Source organism: Mycolicibacter sp. MU0102 (assembly GCF_963378105.1).
GTDB lineage: Bacteria > Actinomycetota > Actinomycetes > Mycobacteriales > Mycobacteriaceae > Mycobacterium > Mycobacterium holstebronense.
Window position 1 is genome coordinate 14,571 of record NZ_OY726398.1, and the last position, 17,479, is coordinate 32,049.

Here is a 17,479-nt window from a genome sequence, read left to right on the forward strand (position 1 = left end):
ATCGCCGGCGTCGAACTACTGGCCGAAGCGCAGCGTGATGTTGCCGTCGGTGTTCACACCCTGGCCGGCCGCGGGGCTCTGGTAGAGCACCCGGTTGTGTCCGGACCCGCCGGCATCGACGTCGGCGCCCTTGACCAGCATCCCGGTCCAGCCCAGTGCCCGCAGCTGCGGTTCGGCGTCGGTCCAGAACATGCCGGCCAGATCCGGCATCACAAACTGGTTGCCCCGCGACACCCGCAGCTCGATCACCGCGTCGACGGGCACCGTCTCACCGCTGGGCGGGCTGGTGGCGATCACCTCGCCGGCCGGCCGCGGACTGTCCACCGTCACCTCGGTGATCTTGGTGAAGCCGTAGACGGTCAGGTTCTTCTGGGCTAGATCCAGTGTCTGGCCGATCACGTCGGGAACGGGCTTGGTGGCCGGGCCACTGCCGATCACGATGATGATCTCGTTGGTGACCGCCGTGGTCTGATTCGCCGGCGGGTTGGTGCCGACCACCTTGTCCTTGAGTTCCGGGGTCGACGGCGAGTTGACCTGCTTGAACTTGCCGAACCCGGCGGCCGTGAGCTTCTTGACCGCGTCGGCGTAGCTCAGGGTCGCGACATCGGGAAGCTGGCGCTGCTCCGGCCCGTAGGACACGTCGACGGTGATCTTGTCGCCCTTGTTCGCCGGGGCGCCGGCGGGTGGGTCGGTGCCGATCACATGGTCGGGCGGGACGTGAGAATCGGCGCGTTGCTCGGTGCGGGTCTTGAAGCCCTTGTTCTGTAGTTCGGCGATCGCATCGACCGACGCACGGCCGCTGACGTCGGGAACCTGAATCTGGTGGGTGCGGCCGCCGAACGTGTTGATCGACACCGTGACGATGACGGTCAGCACGGCGAGCACGATCGCGGCGATCAGCCAGCGGCCCACCGAACCCGGCCGCTCGTGGCCGAAGTCGAGTTCCTGGCGGGGCAGCGGGTCGGTCTGCGCGCCGATGCCGTCGCCGGCGCGCGGCGTCATGATCGAGGCACGGTCCGCCTCGGTGAGCACCCGCGGCGCTTCGGGCGTCTCCCCGTTGTGGACCCGCACCAGATCGGCGCGCATCTCGGCGGCGGTCTGGTAGCGATTGTCCGGATTCTTCGCCAGCGCCTTGAGCACCACTGCGTCCAGATCCGCGGGCAGGCCCGGGAGCCGCTGCGACGGGGGTACCGGGTCTTCGCGGACGTGCTGGTAGGCCACCGCCACCGGCGAGTCGCCGACGAAAGGTGGGTCGCCGGTGAGGATTTCGTACAGCACGCAGCCCAGCGAGTACACGTCGGAGCGAGCGTCGACGGTGTCGCCGCGAGCCTGTTCGGGCGAGAGGTACTGGGCGGTGCCGATCACGGCGGCGGTCTGGGTGACGCTGTTGCCGGCGTCGGCGACGGCACGGGCGATGCCGAAGTCCATGACCTTCACCGCGTTGTGCATGTCGATCATGATGTTGGCCGGCTTGACGTCGCGGTGGATGATGCCGTGCTGGTGGCTGAAGTTCAGCGCTTGGCAGGCGTCCGCGATCACCTCGATGGCGCGGATCGGCGTCATCGGGCCGTCGTTGTGCACGATGTCGCGCAGCGTGACGCCCTCGACGAGCTCCATCACGATGTAGGGCAGCGGCCCGGCCGGAGTCTCGGCTTCACCGGTGTCGTAGACAGCGACGATCGCCGGGTGGTTCAAGGCCGCGGCGTTCTGCGCCTCCCGCCGGAAGCGCAGGTAGAAACTGGGGTCGCGGGCCAGGTCGGCGCGCAGCACCTTCACGGCGACCTCGCGGTGCAGGCGGGTGTCGACGGCGCGGTGCACCTCCGACATCCCGCCGAAGCCAAGGATCTCGCCGAGTTCGTAGCGGTCCGACAGCCGCTGCGGCGTGGTCATCGCGACGTCCCGTGCCAGGTCCAACCCGACGAATGCGCGGGCGGTGAGGCCGACGACGGTTCAGCGCTCGACGAGCTGGTCAGTGGCGCCCCGGTGTCGGTGACGGTGGCCGGCGCCAACGAGCCGCCCGGACTCTTGGCGTTGACCACGATCAGCACCGCGATGATGATCGCCAGCGTGCCGAGCACACCGGCCGCCCACAGCAGCGCGCGCTGCCCGGCGGTGAACGTGCGCCGCGGCGGGGGCGTGCGATGGGTGCCGGTGCTGGGCCGGGCTCGGCGCGCCGCGGTGGCCCGGGCCGACACGGGCGGAGCGGCCCGGGTGACGACACCCGAAGGGATGGCCGACGGGGCGGCGCGGCCGGCCGGCAGTGCCTGACTGGGTCGGGTGGGACGGCGCCCGGATCGCACCGCGGCCACCGCGTCGGCGAACGGGCCGCCGCTGCGGTAGCGCATCCCCGGGTTCTTGGCCAGCGTGATCTCGATCAGTTCGCGCACGTTGGGCGGCAACTCGGCCGGCAGCGGCGGCGGGGGCTCCTTGATGTGCTTCATCGCGACGGTCAGCGCACCGTCGCCGGTGAACGGACGGCGGCCCGACAGCACCTCGTAGCCGACCACACCCAGCGAGTACACGTCACTGGCGGCGGTGGCGTCCTGGCCCAGCGCCTGCTCCGGGGCGATGTACTGGGCGGTGCCCATCACCATGCCGGTCTGGGTGACCGGGGCCGCGTCGACGGCCTTGGCGATGCCGAAGTCGGTGATCTTCACCTGGCCGGTGGGGGTGATCATGATGTTGCCGGGCTTGACGTCGCGGTGCACCAGCCCGGTGCTGTGCGCCACTTGTAGTGCGCGCCCGGTCTGCTCCAGCATGTCCAGCGCGTGCCGCAGCGATAATCGCCCGGTCCGCTTGAGCACCGAGTTCAGCGGCTCGCCATTGACCAGTTCCATCACCAGGAACGCGGTGCGGCCTTCGCCGTCCAGCTCGGTCTCGCCGTAGTCGTGCACGCTGGCGATACCGGGATGGTTGAGCATCGCGGTGTTGCGGGCCTCGGCCCGGAACCGCTCGATGAACTCCGGGTCCGAGGAGAACTCCGGCTTGAGCACCTTGACCGCGACGCGCCGGCCCAGCCGGTTGTCGACGGCCTCCCACACCTGACCCATACCGCCGGTGGCGATGAGCCGCTGCAACCGATAACGCCCGGCCAGTGCCGCGCCGACCTGTGGACTCATGAGCGCCCCTGCAGGGCGGCTTGGATCACGGCGCGACCGATCGGTGCCGCCAAGGCACCGCCGGTGGCGGCCAAGCGGTCACCACCGTCTTCGACTAGGACGGCAACGGCCACTTTCGGGGCGCTGGCCGGGGCAAAGGCGATGTACCACGCGTGCGGCGGGGTGTTCCGCGGATCGGGACCGTGTTCGGCGGTGCCGGTCTTCGACGCGATCTGTACGCCCGGGATGGCCCCCTCCTGCTGGGTCATTCTTTCGGCGTCGATCATTAGTTCAGTTAGCTTAGCCGCGACCTGCGAGGACACTGCACGGCGCTGCTCGCGCGGTTGGGTGGTGGCGATGCCCGCCAGGTCCGGACCCTCCAGGCCGTCGACCAGATACGGCTGCATGGTCAGCCCGCCGTTGGCGATGGTCGCCGCGATGACCGCGTTCTTCAGCGGGGTGATCGCGACATCCTTCTGGCCGATGCTGGTCATGCCGAGCGCGGCCGCGTCGCCGATCCGGCCGACGGTGGACTCCGCGACCTGCAGCGGCATCGGCTCGGGGGTGATATCCAGCCCGAACCCCTGGGCAGTGCTGCGCAGAGCGTCCACGCCGGTACGAATACCCAACTGGACGAAGGCGGTGTTGCAGGAACGCGCGAACGCCATCCGCAGCGGAACGGTCTGCTCGTTACTACCCTCGCAGGTGCTGCCGCCGTAGTTCTCCAGCGTGACCGTGCTGTCGGGCAGCGCGATCCGCGCCGCGTTGGTCAGCGGCTCGTTCTCACTGACGCCGGCCTGCAGCGCCGCCGCCGTCGTGATCACCTTGAACGTCGAGCCCGGCGGGTACGTCTCGCTGATGGCGCGGTTGGTCAGCGGCGAGGTGGGGTCGTCGCGCAGCTGTTGCCAGGCCTGACCCTGCTTGGCCGAATCGTGCGAGGACAGCAGGTTGGGGTCATAGGACGGCGCTGACACCATCGCCAGGACCTTGCCGGTGGACGGCTCCAGGGCCACCACCGCGCCGCGGCAGCCGCCGGTGCAACCCTTCTGCATCGCCTCCCAGCCGGCTTGCTGCACCCGCGGCCGGAGGGTGGTCTCCACGGTGCCGCCGCGCGGGCTGCGGCCGGTGAAGAAGTCGGCCAACCGCAGCCCGAACAGGCGCGGGTCCGACCCGTTGAGCACGGTGTCCTCGGCGCGCTCGAGGCCGCTGCTGGAGTACCGCAGCGAGTAGAACCCGGTGACCGGCGCATACACCGCCGGGTCGGGGTAGATGCGCTGGTATTTGATCCGGTCGTCGGTGGCGACCGAGTAGGCCAGCAGCTGGCCGGCGGCGGTGATCTGGCCGCGTTGCCGGGAGTATTCGTCGAGCAGCACCCGCTGGTTGCGCGGGTCGGCGCGCAGCCCATCGGCGGCGAAGACCTGGGTCAGGGTGGCGTTGCCCAACAGCAGCACGATCAGCGCCATCAGGGTCATCGTGACGCGGCGCAAGGAGGTGTTCATACGCGCTCGATCACCGCCGTGCCGGTGTCGCCGATCGGAGTCGGGCGCACGGGATGGGTGCTCAGCGGCCGGCGGGCGGCGTGCGAGACGCGCAGCACTATCGCCAGCAGCACATAGTTGGCCAGCAACGACGACCCGCCATAGGACAGCCACGGGGTGGTGAGCCCGGTCAGCGGAATCAGCTTCGTCACCCCGCCGACCACGATGAACAGCTGAATGCCCAAGGTGGCGGCCAAGCCGGCGGCCAACAGCTTGCCGAAGCTGTCACGCACCGCGATCGCTGTCCGCATCCCGCGCACGATCACGATGGTGTACAGGATCAGCACACCGGCGAGCCCGACCAGGCCCAGCTCCTCGCCGAACGCGGCGATGATGAAGTCCGTCGACGCCGCGGGCACATAACCGGGCTGTCCGTTGCCCAACCCGGTGCCGAAGATGCCGCCGGTGGCGAAGCTGAACAGCGACTGCACCATCTGATAGCCGACACCCTCCGGGTCGGCGAAGGGGTCGAGCCAGGTCTGCACCCGCACCCGGACGTGGCTGAACAGGAAGTAGGCGGCCACGCTGCCGGCGGCGAACAGCAGCATGCCGATCACCATCCAGCTGAACCGGCGGGTGGCCAGGTACACCACCACCAGGAACGAGGCGTACAGCAGCAGCGACGTGCCGAGGTCCTTCTCGAACGCCATGACCCCGACCGAGATCACCCAGGCGGCCAGCAGCGGCGCCAAGTCGCGGGGCCGGGGCAGGTTCATGCCCAGCACGTGCTTGCCGGCGCTGGTGAACAACCGGCGCTTGGACACCAGCACCGCGGCAAAGAAGATCAGCAACAAGATCTTGGAGAACTCGGCGGGCTGAATTGAGAAGCCCGGCAACCGAATCCAGATTTTGGCGCCCTGGCGCTCGGACAGCGAGGCCGGTAGCAGGGCGGGGATCACCAGCAGCACCAGGCCGGCCAGGCCGCAGACGTAGCCGCTGCCGGAGAGTTGGCGATGGTCTTTGAGGGCCACCAGCACCAGCGCGAAAACTCCGACGCCGACCAGTGTCCACAGCATCTGCGCGCTGGCGCCGGGACGCGCGTCGGCGCCGTCGATCCCGACTCCCAGGTCGATGCGGTGGATCATCACCAGCCCAAGGCCGTTGAGCAGGGCCACCACCGGCAGCAGCAGCGGATCGGCGTAACGCGCCGACCGCCGGATCACCAGGTGCGCGAAGCCGAACAGCACCAGAAACGCCACCCCGTAACCGACCAGGTCGGGGCGCAGGCCCTGCTCGTGACCGGCCTCGACGATCAGCATCGCCACCGCGATGATCATGGTGGCGAAGCACAGCAGCAGCAGTTCGGCGTTACGTCGATCCGGCAGCGCCGGGGTCAGGGTCACCGGCGGCTGCGGTGCGGTGTTCACGTCGCTCCGGTCCGACTCATCGCTCCGCTCTGCATCGTCGCCGGCGCGGATCATGAGGCCGCCCGGCAGTCGGTCCCCGGTTCTGGAGGTGCCGGGGGCAGGTTGGTCAGGGTGGGCAGACGCGACTTTCCGGAAGGGGGCGGCGGCGGGCCGGGCCGCGGACCGGTCGGGACCAGGCCAGGGGCCGGCGTGCGCGACGGCGTCGAGTTGGTGCCGGTGGTGGTGCCGTGCGGGCATGGCGGCAGCAGTGAATCGCGGGCCAGATTGCGCAGTTGGGTGATCGCGTCGTCGAGGGTGCCGGCGGGCAGGCCGTTGCTCACCTGTTGGCGGGCCGGCGCGCGAAGGTCCTGCAACGTCATCAGCCGGCAGGCCAGCTTGTCGCCGGACTGTTTGAAGCTGATCTGCACCAGCTCGCCTTTGCTGTCCAGACAGCCGAGCAGGTAGGGCTCCTGCAGCGGCACACCCAGGATGGATCCCTGCACGCCGCGCATGATCGCCACCGTGCCGCCATAGGCGGTGACGTAGTAGTTGGTGCGCACGATCGTGCGTCCGACCAGTAGCCCGGCGCCCAGCAGTGTCAGCAGCAGCGCCGCGACGATGAACTTGCGCCGCCGGGAACGGGGTGGCCGGTCCGGCGTTTCGATACGCGGCAGCACGCGCTTGGCAACCGTCTTGCGCGGGGAGATCGCCGACGCCCGCCCGGCAGCGGTGTTGAGGGCGATCACGTGGTCGTCGTCGCTGTCGGAGACCGCCCCGGCCAGGATCGGCTGGGTCTGGCCGTAGTCGACGTCGACGACGTCGGCCACCACCACCGTGACGTTGTCCGGGCCACCGCCGCGCAGTGCCAACTCGATGAGCCGCAGCGCGCAGTCGTTGACGTCGGGGATCTCCAGCGCCTCGTGGATGGTCTCGGTGCTCACCGGGTCCGACAAACCGTCGGAGCACAGCAGATAACGATCGCCGGCCTGCGCTTCGCGCATGATCAGCGTCGGCTCTACCTCATGGCCGGTCAGGGCGCGCATGATCAGCGAGCGCTGCGGATGGCTGTGCGCCTCCTCCAAGGTGATGCGGCCTTCGTCGACCAGGGTCTGTACGAAGGTGTCGTCCTTAGTGATCTGGGTGAGTTCGCCGTCGCGCAGCAGGTAGCCGCGGGAGTCGCCGATGTGGGCCAGCCCCAGTCGGGGTCCGGCGAACAGGATCGTGGTCAGCGTGGTGCCCATGCCCTCGAGATCGGGGTGCTCTTCGACATAGGCCGCGATCGCCGAGTTGCCCTCTTGCACGGCGCTTTCCAGCTTCGCCAGCAGGTCGCCGCCGGGCTCGTCATCGTCGAGGTGCGCCAACGCGGCGATCACCAGTTGCGACGCGACTTCACCGGCCGCGTGTCCGCCCATGCCGTCGGCCAATGCCAACAGCCGGGCTCCGGCGTAGACGGAGTCCTCGTTGTTGGAGCGCACCAGACCGCGGTCGCTGCGGGCGGCGTACCGCAGAACCAGGCTCACCGGCGGAGCTCGATCGCGGTCTTGCCGATTCGTATCGGCGTGCCGACCGGAACCCGTACCGCAGTGGTCACCTTCACCCTGTCAAGGTAGGTCCCGTTGGTCGATCCCAGATCTTCGACATACCATTCCGTGCCCCGCTGAGATAGTCGAGCGTGCCGGGTGGAGGCGTAATCGTCGGTGAGCACCAGCGTGGAGTCGTCGGCGCGGCCCACCAGAACCGGCTGATCGCTGAGCGCGATGCGCGCCCCGGTCAGTGGTCCTTCGGTCACCACCAGATGCCGCGCGGTGGTCCGTTGCTGGCGCGGTGGGAGCAGCACGCCGCGGATCGACAGTCCGCGGCGGACCATCACCGCGCCGGTGGGCGCGTAGATGTCGGTCCGCAAAATCCGCAGGACGGACCAGATGAACAGCCACAACAACGTCAAAAAACCGGCTCGCGTCAGCTGCAGCACCAGTCCCTGCATCCGGCGTCCTCTCCGTTGTCGCGCAGCCCATGGCGTGCTCCTGACGGCGGAGCACTTCGGCAAAGTCACGATACTTGGGCGCGGGGGGCCGTAGGGCAAAGCGGCAGCGCTTTGCTGGATGGGAATTGTCAGTGGGGTGGACGCTGCCGCCGCGCCTAGTGGACCCGGACGATGATCTCGGAGTGACCCAGCCGGATGACGTCGCCGTCGGCCAGCTGCCACTCCTGGACGGGGGCGTTGTTCACCGTGGTGCCGTTGGTCGAGTTCAGGTCCGAGAGCAGGGCGACCCGGCCGTCCCAGCGGATCTCGAGGTGACGGCGCGACACCCCGGTGTCGGGCAACCGGAACTGGGCGTCCTGGCCGCGGCCCACCACATTGGCGCCTTCGTGCAGCTGGTAGGTCCGGCCGCTGCCGTCGTCGAGCTGCAGGGTGACCGAGGCGGGCGCGGAGTAGGCGCGCTGGCCGTAGCCGCCCCCGGGAGCCTCCCCGTAACCGCCCTGGGCCTGCTGGCCGTAGTCGTAGCCGGCCTGGGAGCCTTGACCTTCGCCGTAGCCGCCGGGTGCGGGCTGGCCGTAGTCGTAACCGGCGGGAGCCGGAGCTCCCTCGCCGTAGCCGTACCCGGGCTGGCCGTAGTCCTGGCGGCCGTAGGACTGGCCACCCTGGTCATACCCACCCTGGTCGGGGTAGGCGGGGCGCTGCTCGTACTGGCCCTCGGGGTAGGCCCCCGGCTGCGAGTAGTCGTCTTGGCGGGCCGGAGGTGCCTCGCCGTAGCCGTAGCCGGGCGCCGGGTAGGCCGGTGCCGGAGGCTGGTGCTGGGGGTAGCCCTGCTCATAGCCGGCGGGAGCGCCGTAGCCGCTGGGCGGACGCTGCTCGTAGGGCTGGGCCGGCGGGGCGGGAGGGGCATAGCCGCCGCCTTGGCCGGGGTAGCCGCCCTGCTCGGGGTAGCCGCCCTGCTCGGGACGACGCGGCGGAGCGTAGGCGCCGCCTTGGCCCTGGTCGGGGTAGCCGCCGCGCTGCTCCTGCTGGTAGTGGTCGGCTTCGGGAGCGTAGGGGCCACGGGGGTCCTGACCGCCGCGAGCATCGTCGGCGGGCCGCCCGTAGCGGGGGTCGTAGTACTCGTCGCCGGGACGATCCTGCCCGTGGGCGCCGCGGTAGCTCGGGTTATCGGTCATCGGTGGCACTCCTGATTCTGCGGTAAACGCATGAACTGATTGTGGCGGGCGGGATTCGTTGAGCGTCTCGTGGGGGCTGGCGTCAGGGTTGACGCCGCCGCGTGCGCGGACCTGGCCGGTTCGCAGGCTCGGCGACTGCTGGAACCGGACAACCACATCACCATACGTTTGCCACCCCTGTTCGCCGATGTACCCGGCCAGATGGCGGGCGAATGCCGTCGACGTCAGATCCTGGTCGGCGCCCACCTTCTCGTAGTCGTCCCTACCGAGGGTAATGACGTATTCGTTGGGTGCCAAAAGTTGATTTCCGGCCAGGGAGCGCACCCCGGCGGCGGCTTCGCGGCGCAGCGCAGCCTCCACTTCCTCAGGGAGGACTTCCCCTCCGAAGACCCGGGCCATCGCATCCTCCACAGCGGATTCGAGTTTGCGCTCGATGCGATGAACCAGCCCGCGCTGGCTGTCCAAGCTGCTACCCGCCTTACTCTCCGCCGTCACTAGCCCTATCGGGAACGCTGCTGCGGCGTGTCGCTCAGCTGCATCCGCCCTGGACATGGTATCGACCCGGGGTGCCAGGGCGGCACCCTTCTACGGCGGAGAATCGGATAAGACCAGGTCACGAAGGGGTCACGACGCCCTGGGTGAGGCCCGGGCGGTCTGCGCTGCAGGTCCGGAGCCGTTTTTTAAGAGGACGGGGGACCCGTGATAGGCTCCCCCGGTTGCTCGGGCGAGTGGCGGAATGGCAGACGCGCTGGCTTCAGGTGCCAGTGTCCTTCGGGACGTGGGGGTTCAAGTCCCCCTTCGCCCACAGGGTGCGGTTCTACGAACCGCAGACACAAAGGTCACGAACCAGAAATGGTTCGTGACCTTTGTGTTTGGCGGGTAGGAGCAGTTCTCTCCCAGCCACCCGGCGTTGGGCCCTCCGCATCACCAGAGCGGATCGCGGCCGTTCCAGGCGATGAGCCGGTCGATCGCGGGGGCGTCGTCGGGAATGGCGACGGCTTCGGCGAACGGCATGGCTACCTCATCCAGGCCCATCGCGGCCGAGATCTCTGCATAGAGCGCGCGACGATTCTCGGCCGGCAAGATCCGGTGTGCCGACTGCAACGCCGCGGCGACCACTGTGTCGTCCCAGTCGGGCTGCTGGCCGGTGGCGACCGCCAGGTCCCAGGTGTGCACGGTCACTTCAGAAAGGTAAGACGCCAGGACCTCGGCGCCGCTGCCCTGGATCCACGGCAGCGCCATGGGTTGTTGCAGGACGGCGTCGTCGCCCCAGGCGTCGGCGGCGCGTCGGCCGGACTCCCGCCACGCATCGGCCCAGCGATTGTCGGAGACCTGTGGCTCGGCGACGGCGAAGGGGTCCTCGCCGTTGCCCAGTGCGGCAACTCGGTCGAGAACGCCGATCAGGTGCGTCACCAACGTCCGCACGTTCATCTCGGTGCAGGGCGTCGGGTCGGTGAGCTGGTCTGGGCGGATGCCGGCAATCACGGCGGCGCCGGTCGCGACGGCACGGTCGAGCACGGGGCGGGGGTCGGTCGGAGGGGCTGCGGAAGGACTGGTCGGTGTGGTCATGGCGCCATTGTTGTGGCCATAACCGGACATCTATTGGCCAGTTTGTGTGGGAGTCTGCTGGGGTGCGAGCTGACCGGCTGGTGGCCACCCTTCTTCTGCTGCAGCAGCGCAAGCGGGTGACCGCCTCCGAGGTGGCCCGCGAGCTGGAGGTGTCCGAGCGCACCGCCCGCCGCGACCTCGAAGCGCTCAGCGTCGCCGGGATCCCGGTGTACTCCGTGCAAGGTCGCGGGGGCGGGTGGCGCCTCTTGGGTGGCGCTCGGACCGACCTCTCGGGGCTGACCGCAAGCGAGGCTCGTGCCCTGTTTCTCGTGGCCGGACCCGCCTCGACGGCCACGCCGGACGTCAAGGCCGCCCTGCGCAAGCTCGTCCGCGCGTTGCCCGAGCCTTTCCGGGCGCAGGCCGAGGCCGCCGCGGCGTCGGTGGTCGTCGATCCACGACTCTGGGGCGCCAGTCAGGTCGCGCCGCGGCCACCGAGGTTTCTCGACGCGCTGCAAGAGGCGGTGATCAGCGGAGTGCAGGTCTGGCTTGGCTACGTCGACAGCAAAGGCGCAGTGACCGAGCGGACCGTCCACCCGCTGGGCATCGTCGCCAAAGGCCCGACGTGGTACCTGGTGTCTGAAACGGAGGTCGGCCGGCGGACCTTCCGGATCGACCGTGTTTCGTCGGTTGCGTTGACCGACGATCCCGTGCGGCGGCCCCGGGGATTCGACCTTGCGCAGAGCTGGCGGGAGATCGCCGATGAGGTCGACTGCAAGCGCACCCCGCTGGAGGCCCAGGCCGTGTGCGCCCCCGAGGGTCTCGGTTTGCTCCGGGGAGTGCTCGGGGGACGCCTGGAGGTGGGCGGTTCCAGGCCCGACGGCCGGATCGAGGTGGTGATTCGAGGCCACAATGAATATGCCGTCGCCGGCCAACTGGCCGGACTCATCGAATGGCTCGAGGTGACCGGTCCGCAGGGCGTGCGTGATCATCTGGCCGCCATCGGTACCGCGCTGGCGGAGCGGTACCGGTGAGCGGCCGCCCCCTAGTACGCCGACGCGACGTTCTCTTTGGCCCACCGCTTCTCGGCATCCGATCCCCCCGGCGGCGGAACAAGCCCGTTGATCATCCACAGCTCTTCGCTGGTCTCGTCGACGTGGAATTCCGAGTGCACGCCCGGATGCCGCTCGAGTGTCGGAGTCAAAATCCCGTTGATCCAATCGGCGATCCGCCGGCGGCCTTCGGTGTCGTGGGCGTGCCGGGCGATGTGGTCGATGACGACACGAATTCCCACTTCCGTCGGCTCCCCACCGACGTAGAAGTCCTCTGGCGCGGTCTCCTGGAAGAGGGTGACCACGTAGAAGCGCGGCAGCCCGGCACTCTCGTAGTGCTCGGTGATACGGGCGGCCAGCGCGCGTTTGGTCTCGGCGTTGAAGATGCCCGGGGTGTGGTGAATTGTCCACAGTGGCATGGCGGTACTCCTTAGTTGATTGGGTGCGCTCAGTGCGACAGGGCGAAAGACAGGTTCTCGACCGGACCGGACAGCGCGGCCTTGACGCTCACGCTGATGTCGTCGGCCAGCACCTCGGCGGCACCGGACTCCACGCCATCGAGGATTCGCCGCGCCACGTGGCCCGGCGTCACCTTGGGGCCGGGCATGTCGGAGACCATGTCGGTGTCGATCAAGCCGGCATGGACGCCGACCACCTGCGTGTGCTGCGCGGCCAGCTCAGTGCGCAGCGAGTTGGTCACCGACCAGGCGGCGGCTTTGGAAGCGCCGTAGGCGCCAGAGCCAGCCATCCAGGACAGCACCGAGTGCATGTTGACCAGCGCCCCTCCCCCGTTGGCCGCCAGGATCGGCGCGAACGCCCGCGCCAGGCGCAGCGGCCCGAAGACGTTGACGTCGAAGGTTTCGGTGATGCGCTCGAAGGAGCCGGTCAGCAATGCGTCCGGCAGCAGCACGCCCGCGTTGTTGAATACCAGCTCGGCATCGCTGGCCGCCCCGGCCAGAGCCGCCACCGACTCGGGCGACCCGACCTCCAGTGCTAGTGGCACCACCTGCGGGCGCTCATCGGTGAATGCGGTGCGTGCGGTCGAGTAGACCTTGCGGGCTCCGCGCGCCAAGAGCTCGTCGACCAGGGCTGCGCCCAGTCCGCGCCGTCCGCCGGTGACCACCGCGACCTTTCCCTGTACTGCAACCATTTCCGTACCCTCTCTCGCTGACTAACGACTCCGTTAGTAAGAGCACAGCACAACAACCTGGATAACGCAAGTGTTAGTCACGTATGCTGGACCACATGGAGTTCGAACCCCGGTTGCGCGACCGATCGCGCTGGTCCACCGGCGATGCGTGTTCGGTGGCCCGGCTGCTCGATGTGCTGAGCACCAAGACGGCGTTCCTGGTGGTGCGCGAATGCTTCTACGGCACCAGCCGATTCGAGGACTTCACCGCGCGTTTGGGCGCCTCGGCCCCGGCAGTCTCGCGGGCGCTAAAGCAACTCGAGAACGCCGGAATCATCCGCCGGGTGCCCTACCAGGAATCCGGGCAGCGGGTCCGCGACGAGTATCGGCTGACGTCGGCCGGCGAAGACCTGTTGCCGGTCTTTCTGGCGCTGATGCAATGGGGAGACAAGTACCTGCAGGACGGGGCGCCGCCGTTGAGCTTCGTCGATGCGACCACCCAGCGGCGGGTGGGCGTCCGCGTCACCGACGATCTGGAGGGGCCGATGACCGACGCCGACGACATCGAGATCCGCTGGAACGCACCGCGCCGAACGCGCTGACGAGTTCAGCCGCCCGCCCGGATCACGGTCTCGGCGAATTCGACAATCGACTCCGGCGGCGCGAAGTCAGCAAACCAGACGTAGAACCGCTGTGCCCCTTGGCTTTCGAGTCGGCCGAAATGTTCGGCCAGTGTTGCGGCATCACCGCACACCAGGCCCGATCCCAGCCGGCCGAATCGCCGCTGCGCCGTCTCCGATACCGCCGCCACGTCCTGGTCGTGTCGGGCGAACCCGACCATCTGCTGCACCGACGCGCGCGCAGACCCGATCGAGGGCAGCAACTCGGGCAACTTGTGCACGTGCGTGGCCGGCAGGTTCCACCAATCGGCGTACCGGCGTACCAACTCCAGCATCCGGGGGCCCACCCCACCGAGCACCAGCGGGATCGGCTGGGCCGGCGCGGGGGTCTGCGCCCGCTCCCCCGCGGTGTTCCAGTACTCGCCCAACAGTGCCAGCGTCTCCCCCAGCGCATCGACGCGTTGCCGCGGGCCGGCCGTGCTGATGCCGTACTTGACCAACTCGTCGGGCATCGAGCCGGAACCCAGTCCCAGTTCGAAGCGTCCGCCAGAGGCCTCGGCCAAGGTGGTCGCCTGCTTGGCCAGCACCGCCGGGTGCCGGAACCCGTCGCACAACACCACGTGGCCGACTTTGATCCGCTGCGTGTGGGCGGCAACCCAGGTGGCCACGGTCATCGCCTCCCACAGCGGCGAAGCGGGGTCCATCGGGGTGTCGAGGTGGTCGAGGAAAGCCACGCCGTCGAAACCGGCCGCCTCGGCCGCCTGGGCCCGCGAGACCAGCTCGGCGAGGCCGATTCTGGTTTGTGGGAGGTACAAGAACCACTCCGTCATCGCTTCCCCTTCGGTGTCCGAATCGCCGGCGGCGGCGCGCAGCCCTTCCCATACGTCAGCACAGATGGTAACGATGTTCTCACTACAGGAGAGCGCGTTATCAACAGGGGGAAGGAACACGTCGCGTGGGACGGTGTGACGGCAAAGTGGCGTTGGTGACCGGCAGCAGCCGGGGGCTGGGCAAGGCTATCGCTCAACGGCTGGCCCGCGAAGGCGCAACGGTAGCGCTCACCGCCCGCACCCTGGAGCCCGACGAAAAGTACGACGGATCGCTGACCCAAACCCGAGACGAGATTGTCGCCGCGGGCGGTCAGGCCATCGCGGTGCAGGCCGATCTGTCGGCGACCGAAGACCGCGAGCGCTTGTTCGCGCAGGTCACCGCCGAACTCGGCGCACCTGACATCCTGGTCAACAATGCCGCGGTGACATTCCTGCGCCCTCTCGACGGCTTCCCGGAGCGCCGGGTGCGGCTGATGCTGGAAATGCATCTGGTGGGCCCGCTGCATCTGAGCCAGTTGGCCATTCCGGCCATGCGGGAACGCGGCGCCGGTTGGATACTGAACCTCACTTCGGTCGGCGGAGACTTGCCGGCCGGTCCGCCGTTCTCCGATTTCGACACATCTGCCGGCTTCGGCGTCTACGGCACCGCTAAAGCCGCACTCAACCGACTCACGAAAAGCCTTGCCGCAGAGCTATATGCCGACGGTATCGCGGTCAACGCCGCGGCACCCACCAATCCGGTCGCCACGCCGGGCGCGGGAACGTTGGATCTGGCTAAGGTCGACACCGAGGACATCGCGCTGATCACCGAGACGGCCTATCGACTGTGCACCGCCGACCCCAAGACGCTGACCGGCCAGATCGTCAAGACTCAATCCTTCCTGCGCGACATCGGCTGGCTGCGTGACTGATGCGGTCCTGACCGCCTTGCGCCGACGGCTGGCGTCCCGCGGCGTGACCGACCTGGTGCCGCTGGCTGGTGGCGCGTCGAGTCTGACCTATCGCGGCAGCCAGGACGGGCGCCCGGTGGTGGTGAAGATGGCCCCGCCCGGGCGCGCCCCGGTGGCACACCGCGACGTGTTGCGCCAAGCCCGCATCATCGCGGCGCTGTCGGGCAGCGACGTACCGGTCCCCCAGCTGCTTTGGTGCGACGCCGGTGATCCCCCGGGCGTACCGCCGCTGTTCGCGATGACACTTGTGGCCGGCGAATCCTTCGAGCCGCTCTTCGATGCGACGGATGCGCCCGCGGATCCGGCTGTTGCGCAGCGTTATTACGCCGCCGCGGGGACGATGGCCCGGCTGCATCGACTGGACCCGGCCGCTTTGGGATGTACCGACGAACCCATCGGTGATGCGGCCAGCGAGATCGAACGGTGGAGCGCCACCTTGGCGACCGTCGATCCGGAACTGGCGCCCGGGTGGCGAGACGTCGGTGAGGCGCTGCGTGCGCGACTGCCCGCCCCGGCCGCCTCGGCGGTGGTGCACGGCGACTTCCGGCTCGGCAACCTGCTGGCGGTCGGCAGCGAGATCACCGCGGTCATCGATTGGGAGATCTGGTCGATTGGTGACCCGCGTATCGATGCGGGCTGGTTTCTGATCAACTCCGACCCGCAGACCTATCGCCGCGACACCCGATATGCCGGCGATTGCCCCGGCATCGGCGAACTGGCGGACTGCTACATCGCGGCCCGTGGCACCGACGTCGCCGAGTTGGAGTACTTCAAGGCGCTGGCGTGTTTCAAGTCGGCGGCGACATGGTCATTGATCGTCAAGCACAATCGGCGCGCTAGCGCGCCCCGAGCCGAGCTCGAAGCGATGGCGGCAGCCGTTCCCGGACTGCTGACCAGAGCGCAGGACCTGTTGGGTTAGCTCCGCGGGATGCCGGCCAACTTGTCGGCAAACTTCGCCTCGGCCGCCGCCCGCAACCGCAACAGATGCTCGGACGGGAACAGGTCCGGTGCCGGCGCAACACCTTTGAGGAGCAGCTTCGCCAACGTCACCTTGTGCACCTCGGTGGGGCCGTCGGCCAGCCCCAGTACGAATGACTCGGTCAGGTACTGCACAAACGGCATCTCATGCGAGGTGCCCAGCGAACCATGGATCTGCAACGCGCGCGACGACACGTCGTGCAGCACCTTCTGCATCATCGCCTTGACCGCCGAGATGTCCGCGCGCACCGCCTGATAATCGTTGTACTGGTCGATCTTCCACGCGGTCTGCAACGTCAGCAGCCGGTAGGCCTCGATCTCCATCCACGAATCGGCGATCATCTCCTGCACCATCTGCTTGTCGGCCAGCACCGTGCCCTGGGTATAGCGCGACACCGCGCGTTCACAGATCATGTCGTAGATCCGGCGCACCAGGCCCACGGTCCGCATGGCGTGGTGAATTCGCCCGCCGCCCAACCGGGTCTGCGCCACGACGAAAGCCCCGCCTCGCGGCCCGAGCATGTGGTCGCTCGGCACCCGGACGTTCTCATAGCGGACGTAGCCCTCGCGTCCCCCGCCACCGGCGGGCTGATAGCCCAGCCCCACGTCGCGCAGCACGTTGATGCCGGGAGTGTCGCCGGGAACCACGAACATCGAATACCGCTGATACGGCGGCGCATCCGGGTCGGTCATCGCCATCACGATGAGGAACGACGCCATCGAGGCGAACGACGAGTACCACTTCTCGCCGTTGATCACCCATTGATCGCCGTCCTGGGTCGCGGTGGTGGTGAAGACCTTCGGGTCCGCCCCGCCCTGCGGTTCGGTCATCGAGAAGCAGGAGATGATCCGGTTGTCCAGCAACGGTTCGAGATAACGCTCCTTGAGCTCCGGGGTCCCGTAGTGGGCCAGGATCTCACTGTTCCCGGAATCCGGTGCCTGCGAACCGAACACGATCGGCGCGCATTCGGAGCGGCCCAGGATCTCGTTCAGCAGCGCCAGCTTCACCTGGCCGTAGCCGGGGCCGCCCAGATGCGGACCCAGATGGGTGGCCCACAGTCCGCGCTCTTTGACGATCTTCTGCAGCGGCGGGATCAGGGCCTGGCGGACCGGATCATTGAGGTCATGGGATTCGGTGACCACCATGTCGATGGGTTCGCACTCGGTGCGGACGAATTCGTCGACCCAGGCCAGCTGTTCTGCCCATTCCGGGTCGGTGGAGAAGTCCCACGCCATG

At 68.5% G+C, this 17,479-nt stretch carries 16 protein-coding genes and 1 tRNA gene; 5 read left to right on the plus strand and 12 right to left on the minus strand.

What is annotated here, in order from left to right; translation table 11 throughout:
* Window positions 1-15: 15 nt before the first annotated feature.
* The 7 genes from pknB to RCP37_RS00110 form a co-directional block, all read right to left on the minus strand.
* Window positions 16-1,890 carry a Stk1 family PASTA domain-containing Ser/Thr kinase gene (gene pknB / locus RCP37_RS00080; RefSeq protein ID WP_308485057.1) on the minus strand — a complete coding sequence of 625 codons (1,875 nt, stop codon included), beginning with the start codon at window positions 1,888-1,890 and terminating at the stop codon, window positions 16-18.
* On the minus strand, window positions 1,887-3,119 hold the full coding sequence (locus RCP37_RS00085; RefSeq protein ID WP_308485058.1) for a protein kinase domain-containing protein: 1,233 nt from the start codon (window positions 3,117-3,119) through the stop codon (window positions 1,887-1,889). Before RCP37_RS00085 ends, pknB begins: the two co-directional genes overlap by 4 nt.
* The gene (pbpA, locus tag RCP37_RS00090) at window positions 3,116-4,597 is read right to left on the minus strand and encodes a D,D-transpeptidase PbpA (RefSeq protein WP_308485059.1); all 1,482 of its coding nucleotides are present in this window, start codon (window positions 4,595-4,597) and stop codon (window positions 3,116-3,118) included. Before pbpA ends, RCP37_RS00085 begins: the two co-directional genes overlap by 4 nt.
* Window positions 4,594-6,003 carry a peptidoglycan glycosyltransferase RodA gene (locus RCP37_RS00095; protein ID WP_308485060.1) on the minus strand — a complete coding sequence of 470 codons (1,410 nt, stop codon included), beginning with the start codon at window positions 6,001-6,003 and terminating at the stop codon, window positions 4,594-4,596. The genes pbpA and RCP37_RS00095 overlap by 4 nt, the downstream gene beginning before the upstream one ends.
* A gap of 50 nt (window positions 6,004-6,053) precedes the next feature.
* Complete coding sequence (locus tag RCP37_RS00100) at window positions 6,054-7,502, minus strand: PP2C family protein-serine/threonine phosphatase (protein ID WP_308485061.1); 1,449 nt, start codon at window positions 7,500-7,502, stop codon at window positions 6,054-6,056.
* On the minus strand, window positions 7,499-7,966 hold the full coding sequence (locus tag RCP37_RS00105; protein WP_024442112.1) for an FHA domain-containing protein FhaB/FipA: 468 nt from the start codon (window positions 7,964-7,966) through the stop codon (window positions 7,499-7,501). The genes RCP37_RS00100 and RCP37_RS00105 overlap by 4 nt, the downstream gene beginning before the upstream one ends.
* A gap of 155 nt (window positions 7,967-8,121) precedes the next feature.
* Window positions 8,122-9,603 carry an FhaA domain-containing protein gene (locus RCP37_RS00110; RefSeq protein ID WP_308485062.1) on the minus strand — a complete coding sequence of 494 codons (1,482 nt, stop codon included), beginning with the start codon at window positions 9,601-9,603 and terminating at the stop codon, window positions 8,122-8,124.
* A 257-nt stretch (window positions 9,604-9,860) separates the two neighbouring features.
* Between RCP37_RS00110 and RCP37_RS00115 the strand changes: the two genes are divergently transcribed.
* Window positions 9,861-9,943: transfer RNA gene (locus RCP37_RS00115), tRNA-Leu, on the plus strand.
* Window positions 9,944-10,062: 119 nt separating this feature from the next.
* Here RCP37_RS00115 and RCP37_RS00120 read toward each other — a convergent pair.
* Window positions 10,063-10,707 carry a TIGR03086 family metal-binding protein gene (locus RCP37_RS00120; protein WP_308485063.1) on the minus strand — a complete coding sequence of 215 codons (645 nt, stop codon included), beginning with the start codon at window positions 10,705-10,707 and terminating at the stop codon, window positions 10,063-10,065.
* 62 nt (window positions 10,708-10,769) lie between these two features.
* Between RCP37_RS00120 and RCP37_RS00125 the strand changes: the two genes are divergently transcribed.
* Window positions 10,770-11,717 (plus strand): helix-turn-helix transcriptional regulator, encoded by a 948-nt coding sequence (locus tag RCP37_RS00125; protein ID WP_308485064.1) that lies wholly within the window; start codon window positions 10,770-10,772, stop codon window positions 11,715-11,717.
* A gap of 11 nt (window positions 11,718-11,728) precedes the next feature.
* Here RCP37_RS00125 and RCP37_RS00130 read toward each other — a convergent pair whose 3' ends face one another.
* Together RCP37_RS00130 and RCP37_RS00135 are read right to left on the minus strand one after the other, a co-directional pair.
* Window positions 11,729-12,154, minus strand: a complete 426-nt coding sequence (locus RCP37_RS00130) for a tautomerase family protein (RefSeq protein ID WP_308485065.1) — start codon at window positions 12,152-12,154, stop codon at window positions 11,729-11,731.
* Window positions 12,155-12,183: 29 nt separating this feature from the next.
* Entirely contained in the window at window positions 12,184-12,885 is a 702-nt protein-coding gene (locus tag RCP37_RS00135; protein WP_308485066.1) for an SDR family oxidoreductase, read from the minus strand.
* A 95-nt stretch (window positions 12,886-12,980) separates the two neighbouring features.
* On the opposite strand from RCP37_RS00135, the gene RCP37_RS00140 reads away from it, so the two are divergent.
* Window positions 12,981-13,466 (plus strand): winged helix-turn-helix transcriptional regulator, encoded by a 486-nt coding sequence (locus tag RCP37_RS00140; protein ID WP_308485067.1) that lies wholly within the window; start codon window positions 12,981-12,983, stop codon window positions 13,464-13,466.
* Window positions 13,467-13,471: 5 nt separating this feature from the next.
* Here RCP37_RS00140 and RCP37_RS00145 read toward each other — a convergent pair whose 3' ends face one another.
* A complete protein-coding gene (locus RCP37_RS00145) occupies window positions 13,472-14,314 on the minus strand; it encodes an LLM class flavin-dependent oxidoreductase (RefSeq protein WP_308485068.1) in 843 nt (280 codons plus the stop codon).
* A 125-nt stretch (window positions 14,315-14,439) separates the two neighbouring features.
* Here RCP37_RS00145 and RCP37_RS00150 point away from each other — a divergent pair, with 125 nt between their 5' ends.
* Window positions 14,440-15,225, plus strand: a complete 786-nt coding sequence (locus RCP37_RS00150; RefSeq protein WP_308485069.1) for an SDR family NAD(P)-dependent oxidoreductase — start codon at window positions 14,440-14,442, stop codon at window positions 15,223-15,225.
* Entirely contained in the window at window positions 15,218-16,183 is a 966-nt protein-coding gene (locus RCP37_RS00155; protein ID WP_308485070.1) for a phosphotransferase family protein, read from the plus strand. Before RCP37_RS00150 ends, RCP37_RS00155 begins: the two co-directional genes overlap by 8 nt.
* Here the strand turns inward: RCP37_RS00155 and RCP37_RS00160 are convergent.
* Window positions 16,180-17,478 (minus strand): acyl-CoA dehydrogenase family protein, encoded by a 1,299-nt coding sequence (locus RCP37_RS00160; protein ID WP_308485071.1) that lies wholly within the window; start codon window positions 17,476-17,478, stop codon window positions 16,180-16,182. The two genes, RCP37_RS00155 and RCP37_RS00160, sit on opposite strands and share 4 nt — an antisense overlap.
* Window position 17,479 lies beyond the last annotated feature (1 nt).